We start from the raw sequence: 21,275 nt of genomic DNA on the forward strand, positions 1-21,275 counted from the left end.
TCTCGCGGACTCAATCCGCTTGCGGAGCAGGTTTGACCCCGAGAGGGGTTGCAGCAAGTAGCCGGTGGTCGCCTTGGCGCACCACCGGAATCCCGAACTCGATTGCTTGAGGTTTTAGCGGCAGGGCGCGAGCCCTCCGGTTCTTCCTCTCTGCCACAACACCGGAGGGCTCGCGGGCTGTCGATTGAGTCGGAATCTGCTGAGTCAATGGTGAGCCGCTGGCCGTAAGGCCTCGGGCGGGCGCCAGAATGCCCGGCCGCTTACGCGTCACGGCTCACTCAATCAACAGCCCGGTGAGCGACCGGCGCGTGATCCCCCATTCAACACACGCCACTGGCTGACGCTTCCCAGCGGGACCATTAAGCTATGCAGTAGCGAATCCCTCCCCCCCTCCACGTTTGATCCCGTAACCGCGATGTCTCAGCAAACCGACCCGATGTCACGCGCCGCATTTGATGGACAAGCCCCGGCACTGATCGACCGGGTCGTCAACCTGATGGACCCCGACGGGGACGTGATTCTGAACATGTCGCACCAGCAAGCGTGCGCGGCCGTCGCCAGCGGCGACGCCGAAGCGGTCCGTCGCATTCGCGGCCAGTTCGCGATCTGCCAACAAGAAGGAAAAACGATCCGCATGGCGCGGTCGATCGGTCGACCGATGCGATACTTTTTGGCCAAACGCGCCGAAGGGCCGGCATTGGTGATCGCCGAGCGGATGAGTCAGATTCTTGATCAACTAGAGGTCGAAGGGCTGGCCGATCAATTCCATCCCTCCTACACCCGGATGGTGCCGGCCCATTATCTGCTCGAACTTCAGTTGGTCGGCTGTCCCGATCCGAACCCACAATTGACGCGTTACTTTGCCCCCGAACGCAACCGCTTGCCCGCCGACGTCGATGCCATCGGCGCCGCCTACATCGAACGACTGGCCGAAGTGATCGATCAGTATCTGATCACGATCCCCGACGAGGAACCGATCGGAGTGATGTTCAGCGGCGGGATCGACAGCGGTTCGATCCTTGTGCTGGTCGACTACCTGCTCCGCCGACGAGGGCATTCGTCGTCACGACTCAAAGCGTTCGCGTTGTCGTTGGAAGGCCGCTCGCAAGACGTCGATCAGGCGCGTAAGTTCCTCCAGGCGATTGATTTGGAAATGTTGCTCGAGCCGATCGAGGTCCCTCTGTCTGATGTCCGTTGGCAGGATGCCGTCGCATCGATCGAAGATTACAAGCCATTGGACGTGCAGTCGGCGACGATGGGCTACGCACTGCTGCGTGAGATTCGTCGACGCTATCCGGATTGGAACTACTTGATCGACGGTGACGGCGGCGATGAGAACTTGAAAGACTATCCGATCGAAGACAACCCGGAACTGACGGTCCGCAGCGTGCTGGGCAACCGGATGCTGTATCAGGAAGGCTGGGGCGTCGACGCGGTCAAACATTCCCTCGTCTACAGCGGCGGGCAAAGCCGGGGACACAGTCGCACCAGTGCGCCGGCAGCCCAATTCGGTTTCAAAGGGTTCAGCCCCTACGCCGTTCCCGACGTGATCGAAATCGCCGAAGCGGTCCCGTTCGTCGCGTTGACCAACTGGGATCATCAGAAACTTTACGCACTCAAAGGCGACATCGTCGCCGCAGGCATTCGGCAAGTGACCGGAGTCGAAATGCCGGTGTATCAAAAACGCCGCTTCCAACACGGCGCCGCCGACCCGGCAACGTTCGAACGATTGTTTCCCAAAAACGAACAGACCTACCGCGATGAATTCGCCAGAATGATCCGAACCAAGACACCGGCGGAGTCACATTAACCAAGCCCCCACTCACCCCAAACCCCCTCGCCAACCAAAAAGGTGTCGGACACCTTTTCTCCCCCGTGACCGCCTTCGTCCCTACCCAAAGCCACTAAACTATCTTTCCGACCAAAAAGGTGTCGGACACCTTTTCTACTCGATCATCGCGAGTGCTTCTTCACCGGTCGTGATCTGGCCATCGAGTTGGGCGTCGCGGGCGGCTTGCAGCCAGGTTCGAAATTGGGGGCCGGGCTGGTGGCCGGCGGCGCGGAGCATGTCGCCGGTCAGCAACGGTTTGGGGTTCAATTGTTCCTCGGGCCACGCGAGCGCCTTGCGACACAAGTCCACTCCGGCTTGCGGCATCTCCTTGGCGCAGGTGATCGCCGCCGCGACGTGAAACACGCACTCGGCGTCTCGATCGACCAACGTCGGCTGAACGACCGACCACTTCCGCTGCTGGGCGTCGGCGATGATCGACCAGCGTTTCGCCGCCGCGGTGATTCGGCGTGTCTCTTCGCTTGAAAGCCGCCACTGATGTGAGAGCTGTTTGACGAGTGCTCCGATCGGCGAGGAAGCCGGGTTTTCCGCGATCACGTACAAGATCAACGCCATCGAAGACTCGAAATCCAACGACTGGCGATGTCCCAAATAATTGACCAACGACGACGGCTCGGCGAATCGTAATTCGGGCAAGATCCATCGATCCAGCCCGCACTCGATCAACAGCTCCAGGCCGCGCGGCGCATGGATCGAGACCACAATGCGTCGCATCTCCGCGCCGATCCGTTCGGCGCTGACGACCGCGATCTCATCGGCCCGATGAACGATTTCTGCTTTTGTCGCCGCATCGAGTTCGAAACCGAGCGTGGTTGCGAATCGGACCGCTCGCAGCATCCTCAATTTGTCTTCTTCAAAGCGTTGGTCGGCCGCCCCGATTGTTCGTAATCGCCGCGCCGCCAAATCGACTTGGCCGCCGACATAGTCGATCACCTTTTCTTCGGCGGGATCGAAGAACAGGCCGTTGATCGTAAAATCGCGGCGCTGGGCGTCGTGTTTGGCGTCACCGTAGTGGACCTTGTCGGGGCGGCGACCGTCGCTGTATTCGCCGTCGCTGCGAAACGTGGCGACTTCGGTCGGGTGGATGTGATCGAGTTTGGCCCACGAGTCGTCGGTTCGCTTTTCGGGCAACACTCCGATCACGCCGAACGAGGCACCGAAGGCGAGCGTCTTGCGTTTTCCGAAGATCTCGCGGACACGATCGGGCGTCGCGTCGGTGGCGACGTCAAAGTCCTTGGGTTCACGACCGAGCAACGCGTCGCGGACACATCCACCAGCGAAATACGCGACGTGCCCCCGCTCGTGAAGCCTCGCACAAATCCGAGTCGCCTCGGCAAACGACGCACGCGTTTGCAGAGAATGATCGCTGTTGGTATCGAAAAGGGGACCGATTTTCGTCAATGGTTTGCCGTGGAAGGAGGATGTTTCAGGCAATCGACCGGATCACGATTGTCGATTTCTCCGTGTTCGGTTACAAGCTGGGCTATGAACTCTCCCCCGATCAAGCCGAGAACGCGCCGCAAACGAGGCGTCGTCGCCGTCGTCTTTCGCGACGCCAAACTGCTGATCATCCGTCGCGCCCTGACCGTGACGGCACCCGGTAAGCTGTGTTTGCCCGGCGGAGGGATTGAACCAGGAGAAACAGAAGCCGAGGCCCTGGTTCGCGAAATGCAGGAAGAACTCGCCATCGACGTCACTCCGGCCGGACTATGTTACCGCAGCGTGACGTCGTGGGGCACCAACCTGGCCTGGTGGCACGCCCACTTGGACGATGGCCACCATCCGATTGCCAATCCGGATGAAGTTGCCGACGTGTTTTGGATGCGTCGCGAAGAGGTCCGAAACGCCGCCGACGTGCTGCCAAGTCTGCCGCCCTTTCTGACCGCCTGGGAACGGGGCGAAATCGATTTGAATTGCGAGTGGCGCTAGCGGCAAACGCTACCCACGTTGACACCAAACGGGGTGTCTATTGTTAGCGGCAGGGCGTGAGCCCTCCGGTCTTTCAAGCTGTTTTTGAACCGCAACCGGACGGCTCGCGCCGTTCCGCTAAAACCTTCTGTGCCAGTGCAGCTGGCATTTCGCTAACGCACCTCGTGCAACGCTACAACCACAAACAATCGATCGATCCGGCGACCAACAGCAACATGCTGATCGCAACGTTGGCATGAAAAAACGCTTCGTTGACTCGATTCAGATCGTTCGGCCGCACCAGCGTATGCTGTCGCACGACCAATGCGGTGATGCAGACCAGCGTGATCCAGTAGAGCCAGCCGAATCCCACGCTCGGAGCCAACCGAGGTAGCAACGCCAAAAGGACCAGCATCGCCAGGTGCGATCCGGCCGCGATTCGAAAGGCACCGGCCACCCCGAATCGACTCGGCACGCTGTGCAGTCCTGCGGCAGCGTCAAACGCTTGATCCTGACACGCGTAAATGATGTCGAATCCGGTCACCCACGCGGCCACGGCGGCGGCGAGCAGCAACGGCGCGACCAGATCGCTCGGCCAGGCGAACACCACCGGTCCGCGAATCGCGACCCAGGCACAGATCGGTGAAAGACTGAGCGCCACGCCCAGCCAAAGGTGCGCCGCACTGGTGAATCGTTTGGCCAGCGAATACCCCAGCAAGAACAACAGCACCGGAACCGACGCCGCGAGCGGAATCCAGTTGGGCAGAAACATGGCAGTCGACGCGACAAACAGCGCCCCGCAGCCCACGGTGAACAACAGGACTGCCTTCCGCGAGAGCACGCCGGCGGGAAGGTGTCGCCCTTTCGTGCGGGGATTTTCCGCATCGATCTTGTGATCGACCAATCGATTGAACGCCATCGCCGCGCTCCGGGCGGCGACCATGCACAGCAAGATCCCCAGCAGCTCGCGGAAACGCACGGTCACGGCATCGCCATCGGGCAACGGCGTCGCGATCGCCATCACGGTCGCCAAGGCCGCAAACGGCAACGCGAACAAGGTGTGACTGAATCGAATCAACCCCAGCCAATCGGCCAATCTGCCGCCGCCAGCACTGCTTACTGTCGGCCCCTGATCGTCTGAATGCACACCACCTGATGTCATGATCCGTTCTTCCATCTTTGGATCAATCGGTTGTCCAGCGTCAGTTGATCCAAGATTCGACTGACGACAAAATCGACCAGCGAATCGAGCGAGTCGACGTCGTGATACCAACCCGGCATCGCCGGCAAAATCACGCCTCCGGCCAACGCGATTTTGTGCATGTTTTCCAGCTGCAACGCGCTGACCGGTGTTTCTCGAGGCACGACGACCAGTTTGCGATGCTCTTTCAAGTGGACTTCGGCCGCACGCTGAATCAAATTACTCGCCGCCGCGCGTGCGATGCCACTGAGTGTGCTGCCGCTGCACGGACAGACGACCATCGCGCTGGTGCGAAACGAACCGCTGGCGATCGGGGTCATATAATCGTCGAACTGGTGGTAGTGAAACCGCTGCGCCAACACGCTTTCCCAATCCGTCTGTTGCACCAATTCGCGATGCCGATCGGTCGACCACCCCGGGATGTAGGAAACCAGCTGGATCAAATCCAACCCGCGGAGATTGATCGCCAAGCCCGTTTCCTGCTTGATCACCGCCGCGCCGCTGGGACTGATCGTCAAATGGACGTCGATCTCGCAATGGGCCAGCGATTGCAGCAAACGGATCGCATACATCGCCCCACTCGCACCGGTGATCCCGATCACCAGCGGATCCCTCGGCGCGGCCGGAATTCCCGCAGCACTCATTGGGGATCTCCCTCGGGGTCGGAGTTCGACACGGGTTTGGTGCCCTCATAGATCGTGCAAACCCCAAACGTCAGCGGCGTGAATTGGACGTCCGTCAATCCGGCGGCCTGCATCCGATCAGCCAATGCTTGCCCATCGGGAAAGCGGCTGACCGAATCGGGCAGATACGAATAAGCCGACTTGTTGTTGCGGGCGAACCATTGCCCGACCCTGGGCAGAATGTGCTTGAAATAAAAGTTGTAGATTTGCCGCAGCCCGGGCAGGGTCGGCTTGGAAAATTCCAACACCATCACTTGGCCACCTTCACAGCACACCCGCGTCATCTCGCGCAGACCCCGATCGGTGTCGGCGACGTTCCTCAACCCGAAGGCGACGGTGACGCATTGAAATCGGTTGGACGCAAAGGGCAATTGCTGGGAGTCGGCTTCAAGAAAATCGATCGATTCCGATCGCGAACCGGCGACACGTTTTCGCCGGGCGATTTCCAACATCGCGTAACAAAAGTCGCTGCCCACGACCTCGACGCCTTCGGGCGCCGCGTCGGCGATCGCGATTGCCAGATCGCCCGTCCCGGTGCACACATCCAAGGCCGGCACGCCGGGGATCAGACGCAATCGCTTGACCGCCTGGCTGCGCCAATGTTTGTCGATATTCAACGACAGCAGGTGGTTCATCAGATCGTAACGGGGAGCGATCTGGCGAAACATCTCGCGCACCCGAGCATTGCTCTTGTCCAATTCACCGGCCGGTTCGGCGGGTGGCGGCGTGTCGACGGTGGGAGGCGCTGGTTCGGTCACGTTGACGGTCATGGAACAGGTTCGATGGAAAGTCTGGGGTGGAAGCCGCGGCTTGAGTTTCGGCGACGAAGCCTCGTGGACGAGCGACCGCCGGACGCGGAAACCGGTCTAAGGTTCTGGCATGACGATACCGATTTGGGAAGGACACTGGAATCAACCGCAAAACAGGGCCGGCCCAAAACTGGCCCCACCACAGGTCGTCGTGCACCGCGCCGGTTTCGCTGCCAAGGTGCTGCTGCGCGGCCCGATATCTGCTAACGTTTTGGCCATGCGGACACTTTTTTTTGATATCGATGGAACCTTGCTCGTCACCCAAAGATCCGGCAGCGGTGCGCTGGTGCGTGCGATGGTGAGTGAATTCGGGGTCGCCGACTTGGCCATCGAACACATTTCCTTCGGCGGACGCACCGATCGCGATTTGGTTTATGAGTTTCTGGTGGCCGGGGAAATCGAACCGACGCCCGCAAACCAAGGCCGATTGCGGCGGCGTTACGCCGTGACGCTACGCGAAACGCTGCCCACGGTGCGCGGCGAAGTGTTGCCGGGAGTCGCGGAATTGCTGCCGGCGTTGTCGGCGACGCCCCACGTTTCGCTGGCCGTGATGACGGGCAATTTCCCCGAAACGGCGCGGATGAAACTGGAGACATTCCGTCTGATCGATTTCTTTCCCTGGGTGATCGGCGGCGATCTGGACACGGTTCGCTGCGACATGGCCCGCCGCGCGGCCGACCAATTGGCACGGCGTCGAGGCGAGACGGCCCGCGACGACATGATCGTCATCGGCGACACCCCCAATGACGTCCGCTGTGCCCACACGATCGGCGCCAAGTGTTTGGCCGTCTGTACCGGGACGGCCAGCCGCGAAGAATTGGAACTCGCCGGAGCCGACCGCATCGTCGACGACCTGACCGATCGCGTCGCCTGGGAGTTTTTGGTGCGGTAGATTCCAGTTTTCAGTTTCCCAACGATTTTCCTGTCATCCATTACTTCCGGTTCGGCGTGTTTCGCTTTAAAACTCTGGTTTCACCGGTTTCCCCTCCTCCGCCAGCGTAACCAGCGAGCATGACGACACCCGACACTGACGGAACGCAATTCCCCGCCACCGATGCCGTGGTCGGGGTGATCATGGGCAGCAAGAACGACTGGGAAACGATGCGTCCGGCGTGCGAGATTCTGGACGCTTTGGGGATCAAGCACGAACGGACCGTCGTCAGCGCCCACCGCACCCCGGCACGGATGTTCGCCTATGCCCAATCGGCGCGGCAGCGGGGACTGAAAGTGATCATCGCGGGAGCCGGCGGCGCCGCCCATCTGCCGGGGATGGTGGCATCGGAGACTTCGTTGCCGGTGATCGGTGTTCCGGTACAGAGCCGGACGCTCCAGGGACTCGATTCGCTGTTGTCGATCGTGCAAATGCCCGGTGGGATTCCCGTCGCCACCATGTCGATCGGGACCAGCGGGGCCAAGAACGCCGGCTTGATGGCCGCTCGCATGCTGGCGATCAGCGACGAGGCCGTTCGTGCAGCGTTGGAGGCGTTCATCCAGCAGCAGACTCGACAAGTCCTCGCCGCCACCGAACTGGAGTGATCTCGACGTGTCAGCACTGGAATCGAACCAATCGACCGTGATGCCGGGGGCGACTCTGGGGATGGTCGGCGGCGGACAACTGGGACGGATGTTTGCGATCGCGGCGATGCAGATGGGCTACGACGTCGTGGTCTTTTGCGGCTCGGCCGACGAACCGGCCGGACAAGTCGCCACGCGTACCGTGGTCGGCGATCTGCTCGATCACGCGGTCGTGTCGCAGTTTGCCAAGCAGTGCCAGGTGATCACGCTGGAATTCGAGAACATTCCGGCCGAGACGATTCGCTGGTGCAGCGAGTTCGCGCCGACGTATCCCTCGCACCATGTCCTCGCCACCGCACAGGATCGACTGGTCGAAAAAACAACGTTCCGCGATGCCGGTCTGGCGGTGACACCCTACGCCGCGGTGGATTCGGCCGCCGGCGTCGGCGAGTTTGCCGAGCAGCATGGCTGGCCGGTGATCGTAAAAACGGCGCGGAGCGGATACGACGGCAAGGGACAGTATCGCTTGGACGGCCCCTCCGACGCGGCCGCGGTGCCGTGGGAGACGGCCGATGCCTGGATCGCGGAGAAATGGATCCCGTTCGAACGCGAAGCGTCGGTCGTGGTGGCGCGATCGACGCAGGGCGAAGTCCGCTGTTTCCCACCCTTTGAAAACGATCATTGCAATCACATCCTTGACGTCTCGTTCTGCCCGTCGACCTTGCCGCCGGCACAACAACAATTGGCCACGACGATCGCCACCCGGGCCGCGGACGTGTTGCAGCTGGTCGGCGTGCTGTGCGTGGAATTTTTCGTCGTCGACGCGGAAACACTATTGATCAACGAAGTCGCACCGCGGCCGCACAACAGTGGCCACTTGACGATCGAATCCTGTCACACCAGCCAGTTCGCACAACACGTCCGCGCCGTCTGTGGACTGCCGCTCGGATCGACCGAGCTACGTGTCGGCGGCGCGGCGATGGCCAACCTGTTGGGCGATTTGTGGAGCGTTGACGGACAGGGTCCCCGCTGGGATCAGGCGTTGGCCGTGCCGTCGGTTTCGCTGCACCTGTATGGCAAAACCGACGCCAAAGTCGGCCGGAAGATGGGGCACTTGACCGCCACCAGTGATTCCGCCGCGGACGCCGTTGCCACCGTCCGACAGACGCGGGAGAAGCTGGAATAGGTCCTCCGCCAAACGCTGATCTCAATCGATGATTAGCCGTTTGGCGCGAGCCTACGGGCCCCAACGAGAGGAAACGACGCTTGCTTCTTGGCCGAGCGTCAGGCGTTCATTGCCCCACCGCGACCGGTTGAAAATCAATCCCGCCGTCAGCGGTTCTGGACGCTGAACGCGAGCCGCTGCAGCTCGCTGGCCAAGTCGACGTTCACGATGGCTGTGGAGCCCGGCAAACGCAGCGTGGTGGGAGCAAAATTCAGGATACCGCTGATGCCGGCGGCGACCAAATCGGCGGCGACGAAAGCCGCCTGGTCGACCGGGACAGCCAGGATGGCCAGGTCCGGCGAGAGTTCGGCCAGCTTGCCGGTCATCGTGGCGGCATTCCAAATCGAAACGCCTCCGATCTGTGTTCCGATCTTTGCCGGGTCGAGGTCGAACGCGGCGACCAGTCGAAACCCCAATCGCTCGAACCCTCGGTAGCGGAGCAGGGCATCGCCGAGCGATCCGACGCCGACCAAGATGACCTGCCACTGCAGCCCGCTTCCGAGCACCGCGCCGATCTGCTCGGTCAGTTTGTCGATCGGATACCCCACGCCGCGGCGGCCGATCGTTCCCAGGCTGCTCAGGTCGCGGCGGACGACGGCGGGAGACACGTCGACGAGAGCACCGAGCTGTTTGCTGTTGAGATGGGTTTCGCCCTGATCGGCCAGGCGATGCAATTCGCGAAAGTACAGACTCAGCCGCCCGACGGCCGGTCGCGGCAGTTTGTTGACACCGCTGTTGGGGTCCGAAGTCGACTTGGGGTCCGGTTCTGAGGGCATGGGAGGATTGTAACGACCGAGCGGACGGGAGAGGGGCAGCGGGCGAGTGCAGGAGAAAGGCGGGCAGAAAATTGGAGCAGCAAGTCTCAAGTCTCCAAACCTGGAACCTCAAACCTGGAACCAAGGCGGTTCTCCCCGCCGTCCCGATCGCTACATCTGTTATGGATTGCAATGCCGGCACTCCTGGACAGCCTAGGCGTCTTATTTTGCCCTGATCGTGCTGTTTACTTGGTCGGATCACTTTACGCAGACGATGAATTGACAGCATAAGGACCCAATTCGTTGGCACGCAGAGTTTGTGTGTCCGCACCATCTTCCTCCCACCGTGAAGTGCGGGTAGATGGGAAAGAGGTTAATTCGGGCAACGATCGGCATCTTCGGGTGCAGTGACCGGAGTCGGATTCATCTTGAACGGGGGGTCTTTCGTCGCAGTGCACGTGCACGCAAAAAGTGCAGGAAGGTGTGAGCAATGGGTCTCGCATCATCCAGTGCGTCCCTTTGCAACCCAAAAGTGTTTTCTGGAGAAAGAAGAGATGAAAAGGCTGTGGTTATTGCCCGCCTTGGCGATCATCGCGATCGTCTCGGGGGCTCAATCCGCACGCGCCGCTTATTGTGGTGCGATCAGCTATCAAGGCTGTAGTAATTGCGGAGAGTCAGTGGTCAGCGACGGCACCGTCGTTGATGGCGCGTCACCCGTCGCTGACGGAGCTGCATCGGCAAACGCCGATGGAAGCTACACCGTCATGCGTAACGTGACCGAGACCGTTTACGAGCAAGTCCAAGAGACTCGCTATCGTACGCGGAACGAAGTGTATTACGAAGACAAAGAAGTCCAAGCGACTCGTGTCGTTCCTTACACGGAACAACGAGAAGTCCAGTACACCGTGATGGTGCCGACGTACGAGACGAAAACTCGTACGATCAACTACACCGTCAACAAACCGGTTTACGAGACTCACGAAAAGGTCATCAACTACACGGTCAAAAAGCCCGTGTACGAGACCAAGACGCGTACGATCAACTACACGGTGATGAAGCCGGTGTACGAGACGCACGAAAAGGTGATCAACTACACGGTCAAAAAGCCCGTGTGGGAAACCAAGACGCGTACGATCAACTACACCGTCAACAAGCCGGTGTACGAAACTCGCACGAAAACCATCAACTACACCGTGATGGTTCCCGTTCACGAGACCAAGACTCGTACGATCAACTACACGGTTTACAACACCGTGCGTGAAGACAAGGTTCGCACCGAGAACTACACCGTTATGGTTCCCGAACAGTACACCAAGACCATCACGGTCAATGGTGGACACTGGGAAACGCAAACGGAAACCGTTCCTGGTCCGATGATGCGACGCACGGTTCGTGAACCGGGCACGTGGACGTACGACCCGGCGACCTGCCGATGCGTGTACTGCCCCGGCAAGTGCCGCGTCGAATGCGTCCAAGGTTGCCCCAAGACGATCTGCAAGAAAGTCTGGGTGCCGACCTGCGAGGAAAAGGAAATCTGCTGCACGCGCTACATCAAAGAGTGCCGCACGCGTGAGATCCCTTACACCGTTTGCCGACGCGTGCCTGAGTGCAAGACCAAGACTTGCACCTACACCGTTTGCAAGATGGTTCCCGAGTGCCGCACGAAGACTTGCAACTACACGGTTTGCAAGATGGTTCCCGAATGCCGCACGAAGACTTGCGAGTACAAGGTTTGCAGCTACGTCTGCGAACAACGCAGCAAGGTTTGCAAGTACACCACTTGCAAGATGGTTCCCGAGTGCCGCACGAAGACCTGCAACTACACCGTTTGCAGCTACGTCTGCGAGCCTCGTACGAAGGTCTGCAAGTACACCACTTGCAAGATGGTTCCCGAGTGCCGTACCAAGACTTGCGAATACAAAGTTTGCAAGATGGTTCCCGAGTGCCGCACCAAGACGATCTGCGTCAACAAGTGCCGCACCGAGTGCTACACGAAGATCTGCAAGGTCAAGAAGTGCCGTCAGGTCTGCGAGCCTTACACGGTCACCAAGTGCGTTCCGCGTACGGTCTGCAAACAAGTCCCCGTGACGGTTTGCTGCCCGGCCCCGGTTTGCTGTGGTGCCGCTGATGCTTGCGGAAGCTGCGAGCCGGCTTGCGGATGCAGCAACTCTCGTGGCGGATTGCTGAAGAAACTGTTCGGCGGACGCAAAGGCTGCTGTGACAGCGGCTGCGACGTCGCTCCCAGCTGCGGATGCGACGCTGAGCCGACCTGTGGTTGCGAAGCCGCTCCTTCCTGCGGCTGCTAATTGAAAAGGCCGGGCGGTCTCGCCGAGTCACCATGCTCGGCGAACAGCCTTGCCGCTCAAAACTGCACGCGACAAGCCAGGCGGGGTGGGCCCCTCAATTGAGGTGGCTCGCCCCGTTTTTCGCGTCTCGTCTTGATTGGGAAACAAGTGGGAGAGGCTTCCGGGCTGGTCCGCGTGGGCGCCACCAGACTGAAAGCCTCTCCCACTTCCCAAAGACGAACAGATTTTTTGTCTGCTCTGGACAAATGCGATATACTGCGTAGAAGCAACGGGAGCCGCGGAACTCTTTCTCTTCTACCTTTCGAGTCGAATGCTGTGTCGCAGAGTCTTTTCACGAGTGACTCCTCGTCTGCCCGCACACCGCGATCGATCGATATGCCCCCTGTTCCTCCGGTCCCGCCACCTCCACCGCGTCGCGGAACTCCGCGTGAGCGGAGCCCCTGGGCCGCAGCAGACGGGGACGAAACGCCGGTGCCGGGCCCGCCACAGCCGGCTGACGTGATCGATTCGGACGAAGAAACACTGGGCGCCGAACCCGTCGACGCTCCACCGGATCACAGCGCCCCTGCTCAAAACGGCAGCGTCGCGACGGCCCGAGACGTTCCCTCGATCCCTCCGCCGCCCCCGCCCCGCGCCACCCTGCCGCCGACTCGTCCGATCACCGAAGTGTCCCAGCCGCGAACCGGGATCGGTTCGGCCGTGACCCGCTGGCGCGGAAGTTTGCCCGAAGTCACGACTGCGGAGACCGAAAACGCCGAATCGGATGCCGCGGTTGCCGCGGCGGACCAAGACGCCCCCGCGGACGTCGTCACCCGATCGGCTCCGTCCTGGTTGCTCAGCTTGGTGATCCATTTGATCGTGCTGCTCATTCTGGCCCTGATCACCTCACCGACCGGAAACGGTTTCACCAATTTGGTACTCGATTTCGGAATCAGCAACGAACCGATCGAGGACGCGCTGGAATTGGATCTTTCGTCACCGCAAACCGATGACCTGATCGAAGCCCCCGAAGACGCTTTGGATGACACGCTGCTGGAAACGGAGATTCCTGAGATTTTCGAAACAGTGGAACCGGCGGAAATGGAAGCGATTCAGCCGGTGCTGCTGGGAGCCGAGCCGATCGAGATTTCCAAACCGATGTTCAGCGGACGGACCGGGGCGATGCGAAAAGCGTTGATGGCGATGTACGGCGCGACCGATGAGACCGCCAACGCCGTCAAACTTGGACTCGCCTGGCTGAAACGCCAACAGCATCGCAGCGGTTACTGGAGCATGGTGCAACCCTACAGCAACGGTGCCGTTTCGGAAAATCGGCCGGCCGCGACCGCGATGGCGCTGATCGCGTTTGCCGGAGACGGCAATACCCACCTGGAAGGCATGTATCGCGGCGAAGTCGACAAGGGGTTGAAGTACCTGGTGGCACAACAGGATCGCGGCGGGTTCATGGCCGCCTCGGCCCGCGGCAACGAGCGGACCTACGCTCAAGCCCAAGCGACGATCGCGCTGTGCGAGCTGTACGGGATGACCAAGGATTCCTGGTTGCGCGCCTACGCCCAACGCGCCGTCGATTACGCACTCAAAGCCCAGGCATCGGACGGCGGATGGAGGTATCGGCCGAACGAACCCGGCGACACCTCGGTCACCGGATGGTACGTCATGGCGCTACAAAGTGCGCTCGGCGCCGGACTGGAAGTCGATCCGGAGAAAATGAAGCTGATCGACAAGTACCTCGATTCGGCGAGCGTCTACTACGGGGCCGGCTATGCGTATCAACCCGGACGCTCTGACGCCACGCCCACCATGACGGCCGAAGGACTGCTGTGTCGCCAGTACCTCGGTTGGGAACGAAACGATGGCCGCCTTCAAGAAGGTCTCAAGCTATTGCGCACCGATGCGCCCTTCGACATCAATCAACAGAACGTCTACTACTGGTACTACGCGACCCAGGCGTTCCACCATGTCGGAGGCCCGCTATGGACCGAGTGGAACGATGAAATGAAGGTCAAACTGCCGGCACTGCAAATCAAGGACGGCAGCGAACGCGGCAGCTGGGCACCCCAAGGAGACCGCTGGAGCATTGGTGGCCGGCTCTACACGACATGCTTGTCGATCTATTGCCTGGAAGTCTACTACCGACACCTGCCGCTGTACGACCAAAACTAGCGCTGCCGAAGTGGGGTAAGCTTCCAGCTTGCCATGCTGGTTTCACTTGTGAAACGCAAACACTTGCACCGAAGTGGGTAAGCTTCCAGCTTGCCATGCTGGTTTCACTTGTCAAACGCAAACACTTGCACCGAAGTGGGGTAAGCTTCCAGCTTGCCATGCTGGTTTCACTTGTGAAACGCGGGGAGCAGCCAACCGTCACGCACAGCGTGACCTACTGCCCCAACACCCGCACGCCCCAATCGGCCAGCGTGACCACCGCGATCGCGATCAAAGCAATCGTGAAGTGACGAATCGTTTTCTCGGCCGGCATTTTTCCACGACGTACGATCTGCAGCATCGTCGCCAGCCCCCCCAACGCATACAGGACCAACAGGAATCCACCCACGCTAGCGCGTGCCGCGGCGCGAAACTCTCCATTCATCGCATGCGCCCACGACGTCGTCATGCCGCAACTGGGACAACGAATCCCGAACAGGACGCGAATGCTGCACGGCGGCAGTCCCAATTGATGATGCGTCCCCAAGCCGGACGCGTCGGGGTTCAGCGTCCAAGCGGTCGCCAGCAATCCGACCAAGACGACAACCAATGATGCAGCAGCGATTCGCAGCGACCAGGAGCGCAGAGCTGTCGTCTCGCGGTCGGGTTGCAGCGACGATCGCAATGAGTCCACGCGGGTGATTCCTCGGCGGTTGGGGTTGGAGATTCAAATTCGCCTCTGTCCGCATGGCCGGCGACGCTGGGCCCGTGCGAACAGATCTCCCGGCTGTTATTCTGTCGGTTCGTTTTCACACTCCGCAACTTGAACCAAAACCACAGCCCGTGAAGTACGCCATTTGTAACGAGACGTTCGGTGAGATGCCACTTGCCCAAGCCCTCCAAATCGCTCGAGATGCGGGTTATACCGGCTGGGAAGTCGCCCCGTTCATGATCACCGACGACGTGCCGTCTTTCACGGCCGACCAGCGTGCTGCGTATCGCGACGCCGTTTCCGCGGGCGGATTGGAGATCATCGGGTTGCATTGGCTGTTGGCAAAAACGGAAGGATTTCATTTGACCACGCTCGACGAGGACGTGCGTCAAAAGACCAGCGACTACCTCTGCGAACTATCGCGGCTGTGCCGTGACTTGGGCGGAGACGTAATGGTGTTGGGTTCACCGCAGCAACGCAATTTCCCGGCCAGCCAAACCGAAGAGCAGGCGATGGAAGCGGCGGCGGCGTGTTTGCGTGCCGTGGTGCCGACCCTGGAAGAATGCGGGGTCCGGATCGCGATCGAGCCGCTCGGGCGTGGCGAAGGCAACTTCCTCAACACCGCCGCGGCCGGACGCGATTTAATGAATCGGGTCGACAGCGATCAGGTGGGCTTGCACCTGGACGTCAAAGCGATGAGCGATGAACCGACACCGGTTCCGCAGATCATTCGTGACAACGCCGACGCGATGATGCACTTTCACGCCAATGATCCCAATCTGCTCGGTCCGGGCATGGGTGACGTGGACTTTCGGCCGATCTTTGAAGCGATCAAAGCAATCGGCTACGACGGCTGGACCAGCGTCGAAGTCTTTGATTACTCGCTCGGCGCCGAGACGATTGCCCGCCAGAGCATGGCCAACATGCTCGCCGCCCAAACGTGATGCGAACCCGCCTGGCTCCCTCTCCGACCGGTGCTCAGCATCTGGGCAACGCGCGAACGCACTTGATCGCCTATTGGGCCGCGCGCCGGGCGGGAGGCGAATTGGTCTTTCGCATCGACAACCTCGACTCGCCCCGCGTGAAGTCTTGGGCGATCGACCAGGCCATCGAGGACCTTCGCTGGCTGGGCATCGATTGGGACGGGCAACCCACGCTTCAAACCGGACACGAAGACCTCTACCGGCAGGCGCTGGCGACGTTGACCCACGGCGGTGACAATCTGGCGTACCCTTGCGTCTGTTCACGCAAAGACATCGCCGAAGCGCTTTCGGCGCCCCACGAGAGTCGTTTTCGCGGTGAAGGGCCGATCTATCCGGGAACCTGTGCCGGCTATCGCGACGGCGACAAGGTCCCGGAACAGCCTCACTGTTGGCGGCTTCGTGTCAGCGACCAGACATTAGAATTTGACGATTCGGTGCTGGGGCGTCAGCGTTGCAATCCGGCCCGGGAGCTGGGCGATTTCCCGATCACGTCCAAAAACGATCAAGTCTCGTATCAGCTGGCCGTCGTGGTGGACGACCATTTCCAAGGCGTCGATTTTGTCATCCGTGGCAACGATCTGGTCGCCAGCACGTTTCGGCAATTGGATCTGTATCGTCACCTCGGCCACCCACCGCCGCGTTTCGCCCACGTCCCCTTGGTCCTGGGCAGCGACGGGCGACGATTGGCCAAACGTCACGGCGACACGCGACTGAGCCACTATCGCGAGTGTGGCGTCGCGCCCGAGGCGATCGTCGGCTGGGCGGCCCATTCACTCGGGTTGACCGACACCGCCGAGCCGCAAAAAGCGGCCGACCTGATCGACCAGTTTGATTGGTCGCGTTTGCCCACTCAGGACACCGTGATGGAGACGGACCGATTGTTCGGATTGTGAGCGTCGTCGCGCCCACGCGTTAGATGCCGTCTGACAAATCGCTCTCGCTTAACCAATCGCGGACGATTGTCTCGATGCGTCTGGCAAACACGATTGCGAGATCGTGGTCGACGTAATCCTCATCAAAATCGCGCGACAATCGCGGCAGAGGAGCGCCGAGGGGTCGATGCAAAACGACAGCGGACGTTCGCTGCCGTTGAGTTCATGCGTGACCGCCTTCTCGACCGCACGTCCGACCGCCAGCCCCTCGTTTCGCCTCCCTTTGATGGCGTCGGGCTTTCCCCGCACCCCGTGGTTGGTTCGTCAACTTTCTCTCACATCGAACGCGACGAAGCCACCTTCGTTTTCCAGGCTGACAGTGTCCGAGTAGGAAGCGACTTATACAGGATGAAGGAGTAATACTGTGAGAACTCAATTGATGCGACACTTCGCAATCGCACTCGGATTCAGTTTCGGCGGCATCGTCGCCCTGGACTGTGCCGCAGGCAATCCCGCCGATGCCGACAACGGCACGTATCAGGCTCCCGCCCGATGGAACAATTTTCGACGCCCTACTTCGCCGATCCAGCCCAATCGCCCGAGCAACAACGCGTTGCCCTTCGGTGCCTCGGTTCAATCGGTCGCCACGCAAAACGCGATTGAAAACCTGCCACATCCCGAAGGCCATCGCGTGTACCCACCGGCACCGACCATGCCGACGGCACCAGGCTATGCACCGCAGCACAATCATCACCCTGATCCCAGCGTTGCGGTGCAATCCCCCGTCGCCGCACAGGCCCCGGCGGGATCGTCAGGCGCGCCGTGCGATTCCTACGGGTGCACCAGTCCTTACGCTGCCGCCGCGGCGGCACCTTGGCAGGGAGCAGCGAGCGGGAGCTGCGCGACGGCACCCGCCCGCGGACCGCGCCCGATTTCGCCTTGGTTTGGCGGTTCGAATCTGTTGTTCTGGAATATCGCCGGCAGCGACAACACTCCGCTGGTCACCGACGACAGCAGCATGGTGCTCTTGCGCAACAGAGACTTGGAGCCGACCGACGACACCAGTTTTGACGTGCACGCGGGCCGCTACTTTGGATGTGGTCAGTACGCCATCGATGTCGGCTACATGCTTTGGGATCCGGAATGTTTGTGCCGCCAGGTTCCCGACAGCGGTGCCGGATTGCGATTGATCAACCCGGCACTTCAAACGGCGTCGATCAACCGGGGCGGCGGTGCGACGACCGTCTATGACGATTACGACATGAACGCGGCAAGCATTCAAGTGATCCGTGACTTGAGAATCCAAAGTCTGGAGGTCAACCTCGTCGGCTTCGGTTTGATGGGTGCCCGGCGATTGGGATCCGGCAGTCCGGCGTCGATTTGGGGCGGTGGCTGCGGTATCGGAGGCTGCAAAGACAAAGCCTGCGGCAGCGCCATCGGTCCGCTCGCACGAGCCGCCGGCGGACGACTTCGGATCCAGAACTCACACGGCTTCCGCTGGTTCCAACTCGAAGACGAACTCGAAATCGGCGGCGACGTTGACGGCATGACCGGCTACGGAGCAAATGACTTGTATTACAAGTCGATCACCGAGAACAACTTATTCGGCTACCAATTCGGCTCGCGACTGAGTTATTGCATGGGCAGCCGAGCGATGTTCAACCTGGGCGGAAAAATCGGCGTCTATGGCAACGATGCGGAATTCTTTCACAGCATCACCACCACCACCGCGACCGGCTATACCAACTCGCAAGGTGCCGGTGCCGGCGACCTCTACACCCGGCAATCGGATATCTCGGTGGCCGGACTGGGTGAACTGGACCTCGGACTCGGATACCGGATCAGCAATTGCTGGACCATCAATGGCGGCTATCGCGTCTTGGCGGCTTGCGGTGTGGCCACCGCAGTGGGCCAGATGCCGACTGAGTACACCTCCGCCGCTTCGGCCGGGTCGGTGCGTGCGGACGACTGCTTGATCCTGCACGGGGCCTACGTCGGATTCGACTACAACTGGTAAGCGTCGCGAACACCTCGCCGACGTCCCCTTTCAGACGCGAGCGTGGTTGCCACGCTCGCGTTTTGTTTTTGGGGTCAGCCAGGGGGCATTGATCGGGTCGTGGACCTTTCACGAAATTCGCGACGGCTCGGTCAACTCTTGAGCTTGGATTGCCGCTCTCTGAGCTACGACTTCTGTCCGGCGTAACGCAGGCTGCGGCAGACCAGTCCCTTGACCGCTTCAATGTCCGCCGACAACGCGACTTCCATGTTGGCTTGCCATTCCGGACGCAGCCGCTGGTCAAACACCGACATGCCGCGGGTAAGCAGACCTTGCGTTTCGACCTTTCCGGCCATTTCCGTCCACTGGAACAACTCGGGTTCGACGACCGCTGCAATTGTCGCCGCATCGATCAACGGGATCAGCTCGCGTCCCAGGCGTTGATGGGCGGTACGGAACGCGAACGGCATCATCTGATGCAGCAACTCGCCGGCCCGAGTTTCGGTCGAAGGCAATTGTTCTAACAATTCGACGCCAAACTGCACCTCGCCGGTGACATCCAACGGCAGCAGACTCTTGGTCGTCGGCGAGGCGAACACTTCACTGGCCGCAGCCGGATCAAAAAACAAGTTGAATTCGGCCACACAGCTCGCATTGCCGGCGACATTCACCGCTCCGCCGCTGATCACGATTTTGTCGAGCAAGTTGATCGCCGCCGGATCCCGCCGATAAAGTCGAGCCAAATTGGACAGCGGGCCCAGGCAAACCAGCGTGATTTCGCCGGGGTACTTGCGGACCAACTCCGCAATCACCTTTTCACTGCTCGGCAGATGCTGTCGCTGAGTTTCACCGACCGAGAGTTCGCCCAGGCCGCAGCGACCGTTCAAGAACAGATCGTCGATCGCCGACGCCGTTTCCGGCGGGATCGCCTTGCCGATTCGCGGATATCGCGGGGGATCGAGCATCGAGACGATCGCACAGACGTTCGACGTTGCCTGTTCCGCCGTGACCGTCCCGGCGGTCGCGGTGACCGCCAAAACCTCCAAGCGAGGGTCAAACAATGAGGCCGTCAGGGCGACGGCGTCGTCAATTCCGGGGTCGGTGTCGATGATGATTTTTCGTGTCATGGGAAAAGTGTAAGTTCACGGGCGTTTCGAAACGAGCCCGATCCGCTAAAGTGCTGGGCGTTCCAGAAAACCGACGCGATCCCCGCCCCGTTTGGCTCATCAAATCCCCCCAGCTGCCGATGACGACTTTTGATGACGCGATCCAGCAAGCCACCGCCGGAAAAGACCTCTCCGCCGAGCAAACCGCCGTCCTGATCGACCAAATGCTCAGCGGTGAAGCACCCGAAGAGCAAATCGGCCAGTTGTTGCTGGCGCTGAGCAGCAAGGGCGAAGCGGTTTCCGAAATCGTCGGCGCCGCGACCGCGATGCGCCGCCACATGACGCGGATCCCACACCATCACGGCCTTTTGCTGGACACTTGTGGAACCGGCGGCAGCCGGAGCGGATCGTTCAACATCAGCACGGCGATCGCGATCGTCACCGCCGCCTGCGGCGTCCCGGTCGCCAAACACGGCAATCGCAAAGCCACCAGCGTGACGGGGTCGGCCGATGTGCTGGAGGAACTCGGCGTGGGGATCGAATCCGACGCCCAGCAAGTGGCCCGGCGGCTCGATGAGATCGGCTTGTGTTTTTGTTTCGCCGTGAAATTGCACCCGGCGATGCGACACGTCGTCGGCATCCGACGAAAACTGGGTGTAAAAACCCTGTTCAATCTGCTCGGTCCGCTCTGCAACCCGGCCGGGGCGACTCACCAGTTGCTCGGGACCAGCAACGCCGACGCCCAATCAAAAATCGCCGACGCGATCGCTCAACTGGGCACCGCGCGGTCCTTTGTCGTGCATGCCGCCGATGGCCAGGACGAAGTGTCGCTGGACCGTTACACCGACGCCGTCGAAGTCGCAGGCAATCAAGTCACCGAGCGGTACCGCTGGACACCGGACGATTTCGGCTTGCCGGCGGCGACCGTCGACTCACTGGCCGCCAGCGGCCCCGCCGAAAGTGCTGCGATCATTCGCCGCATCCTGGACGGCCAACCCGGTCCCACGCGCGACACCGTCGTCGCGGGCGTCGCGGCGGCTTTACTGCTGACCGGATCCGCGCCTTCGCTGTCCGCCGGCGTCCAGCGAGCCGCCGAGGTGATTGACAGCGGGGCGGCAAAGGCCAAATTGGAGCAACTGGCCAGTGCGTTGTGAAAGCCAGTGCGTTGTGAAAGCCAGTGCGTTGTAAAACCGGCGCGTTGTAAAAGTCGCCA

At 60.8% G+C, this 21,275-nt stretch carries 18 protein-coding genes; 11 read left to right on the forward strand and 7 right to left on the reverse strand.

Annotation, left to right across the window (positions count from 1 at the left end):
• The first annotated feature begins 415 nt into the window (after positions 1-415).
• The gene (locus tag NZK35_RS20605) at positions 416-1,810 is read left to right on the forward strand and encodes an asparagine synthase-related protein (RefSeq protein ID WP_259634412.1); all 1,395 of its coding nucleotides are present in this window, start codon (positions 416-418) and stop codon (positions 1,808-1,810) included.
• A 135-nt stretch (positions 1,811-1,945) separates the two neighbouring features.
• Here NZK35_RS20605 and NZK35_RS20610 read toward each other — a convergent pair whose 3' ends face one another.
• Positions 1,946-3,250: a CCA tRNA nucleotidyltransferase gene (locus tag NZK35_RS20610; RefSeq protein ID WP_259634413.1), complete on the reverse strand. Its 1,305-nt coding sequence runs from the start codon at positions 3,248-3,250 to the stop codon at positions 1,946-1,948.
• Between the two features lie 84 nt (positions 3,251-3,334).
• Here NZK35_RS20610 and NZK35_RS20615 point away from each other — a divergent pair, with 84 nt between their 5' ends.
• Positions 3,335-3,778, forward strand: coding sequence for an NUDIX hydrolase (locus NZK35_RS20615; RefSeq protein ID WP_259634414.1), 444 nt, complete (start codon positions 3,335-3,337; stop codon positions 3,776-3,778).
• Positions 3,779-3,950: 172 nt separating this feature from the next.
• Here the strand turns inward: NZK35_RS20615 and NZK35_RS20620 are convergent, their stop codons facing one another.
• The 3 genes from NZK35_RS20620 to ubiE are packed head-to-tail and all read right to left on the reverse strand — an operon-like array spanning position 3,951 to position 6,411.
• Positions 3,951-4,934, reverse strand: coding sequence for a 4-hydroxybenzoate octaprenyltransferase (locus tag NZK35_RS20620; RefSeq protein ID WP_259634415.1), 984 nt, complete (start codon positions 4,932-4,934; stop codon positions 3,951-3,953).
• Positions 4,916-5,602, reverse strand: coding sequence for a UbiX family flavin prenyltransferase (locus tag NZK35_RS20625; protein ID WP_259634416.1), 687 nt, complete (start codon positions 5,600-5,602; stop codon positions 4,916-4,918). Before NZK35_RS20625 ends, NZK35_RS20620 begins: the two co-directional genes overlap by 19 nt.
• Positions 5,599-6,411, reverse strand: coding sequence for a bifunctional demethylmenaquinone methyltransferase/2-methoxy-6-polyprenyl-1,4-benzoquinol methylase UbiE (gene ubiE, locus NZK35_RS20630; RefSeq protein ID WP_259634417.1), 813 nt, complete (start codon positions 6,409-6,411; stop codon positions 5,599-5,601). Before ubiE ends, NZK35_RS20625 begins: the two co-directional genes overlap by 4 nt.
• Before the next feature lie 109 nt (positions 6,412-6,520).
• Between ubiE and NZK35_RS20635 the strand changes: the two genes are divergently transcribed.
• The 3 genes from NZK35_RS20635 to NZK35_RS20645 all read left to right on the forward strand — a co-directional run bounded on the left by NZK35_RS20635 (position 6,521) and on the right by NZK35_RS20645 (position 9,151).
• Positions 6,521-7,342 carry an HAD family hydrolase gene (locus tag NZK35_RS20635; protein WP_259634418.1) on the forward strand — a complete coding sequence of 274 codons (822 nt, stop codon included), beginning with the start codon at positions 6,521-6,523 and terminating at the stop codon, positions 7,340-7,342.
• Between the two features lie 119 nt (positions 7,343-7,461).
• The gene (gene purE, locus NZK35_RS20640) at positions 7,462-7,986 is read left to right on the forward strand and encodes a 5-(carboxyamino)imidazole ribonucleotide mutase (RefSeq protein WP_259634419.1); all 525 of its coding nucleotides are present in this window, start codon (positions 7,462-7,464) and stop codon (positions 7,984-7,986) included.
• A 7-nt stretch (positions 7,987-7,993) separates the two neighbouring features.
• Positions 7,994-9,151 carry a 5-(carboxyamino)imidazole ribonucleotide synthase gene (locus NZK35_RS20645; protein ID WP_323379649.1) on the forward strand — a complete coding sequence of 386 codons (1,158 nt, stop codon included), beginning with the start codon at positions 7,994-7,996 and terminating at the stop codon, positions 9,149-9,151.
• A gap of 146 nt (positions 9,152-9,297) precedes the next feature.
• Here the strand turns inward: NZK35_RS20645 and NZK35_RS20650 are convergent, their stop codons facing one another.
• Positions 9,298-9,966: a redox-sensing transcriptional repressor Rex gene (locus tag NZK35_RS20650; protein WP_259634420.1), complete on the reverse strand. Its 669-nt coding sequence runs from the start codon at positions 9,964-9,966 to the stop codon at positions 9,298-9,300.
• A gap of 533 nt (positions 9,967-10,499) precedes the next feature.
• On the opposite strand from NZK35_RS20650, the gene NZK35_RS20655 reads away from it, so the two are divergent.
• Both NZK35_RS20655 and NZK35_RS20660 read left to right on the forward strand, forming a co-directional pair.
• The gene (locus NZK35_RS20655; RefSeq protein WP_259634421.1) at positions 10,500-12,251 is read left to right on the forward strand and encodes a hypothetical protein; all 1,752 of its coding nucleotides are present in this window, start codon (positions 10,500-10,502) and stop codon (positions 12,249-12,251) included.
• A gap of 375 nt (positions 12,252-12,626) precedes the next feature.
• Complete coding sequence (locus NZK35_RS20660; protein WP_259634422.1) at positions 12,627-14,414, forward strand: prenyltransferase/squalene oxidase repeat-containing protein; 1,788 nt, start codon at positions 12,627-12,629, stop codon at positions 14,412-14,414.
• Positions 14,415-14,628: 214 nt separating this feature from the next.
• Here the strand turns inward: NZK35_RS20660 and NZK35_RS20665 are convergent, their stop codons facing one another.
• Entirely contained in the window at positions 14,629-15,087 is a 459-nt protein-coding gene (locus NZK35_RS20665) for a DUF2752 domain-containing protein (RefSeq protein WP_259634423.1), read from the reverse strand.
• 185 nt (positions 15,088-15,272) lie between these two features.
• Between NZK35_RS20665 and NZK35_RS20670 the strand changes: the two genes are divergently transcribed.
• From NZK35_RS20670 to NZK35_RS20680, 3 genes are all read left to right on the forward strand, one after another.
• Positions 15,273-16,049 carry a sugar phosphate isomerase/epimerase family protein gene (locus NZK35_RS20670; protein ID WP_261364805.1) on the forward strand — a complete coding sequence of 259 codons (777 nt, stop codon included), beginning with the start codon at positions 15,273-15,275 and terminating at the stop codon, positions 16,047-16,049.
• Entirely contained in the window at positions 16,049-16,981 is a 933-nt protein-coding gene (gene gluQRS / locus NZK35_RS20675) for a tRNA glutamyl-Q(34) synthetase GluQRS (protein WP_259634425.1), read from the forward strand. Before NZK35_RS20670 ends, gluQRS begins: the two co-directional genes overlap by 1 nt.
• 418 nt (positions 16,982-17,399) lie before the next feature.
• Complete coding sequence (locus NZK35_RS20680; RefSeq protein ID WP_259634426.1) at positions 17,400-18,977, forward strand: BBP7 family outer membrane beta-barrel protein; 1,578 nt, start codon at positions 17,400-17,402, stop codon at positions 18,975-18,977.
• Between the two features lie 164 nt (positions 18,978-19,141).
• Here the strand turns inward: NZK35_RS20680 and NZK35_RS20685 are convergent, their stop codons facing one another.
• On the reverse strand, positions 19,142-20,083 hold the full coding sequence (locus NZK35_RS20685) for a nucleoside hydrolase (RefSeq protein ID WP_259634427.1): 942 nt from the start codon (positions 20,081-20,083) through the stop codon (positions 19,142-19,144).
• Between the two features lie 119 nt (positions 20,084-20,202).
• On the opposite strand from NZK35_RS20685, the gene trpD reads away from it, so the two are divergent.
• Complete coding sequence (gene trpD, locus NZK35_RS20690; protein WP_259634428.1) at positions 20,203-21,216, forward strand: anthranilate phosphoribosyltransferase; 1,014 nt, start codon at positions 20,203-20,205, stop codon at positions 21,214-21,216.
• The last annotated feature ends 59 nt before the right edge of the window (positions 21,217-21,275 follow it).

It is taken from the genome of Stieleria sedimenti, from assembly GCF_025060895.1.
In the GTDB taxonomy this organism is placed as follows: Bacteria; Planctomycetota; Planctomycetia; order Pirellulales; family Pirellulaceae; genus Stieleria; species Stieleria sedimenti.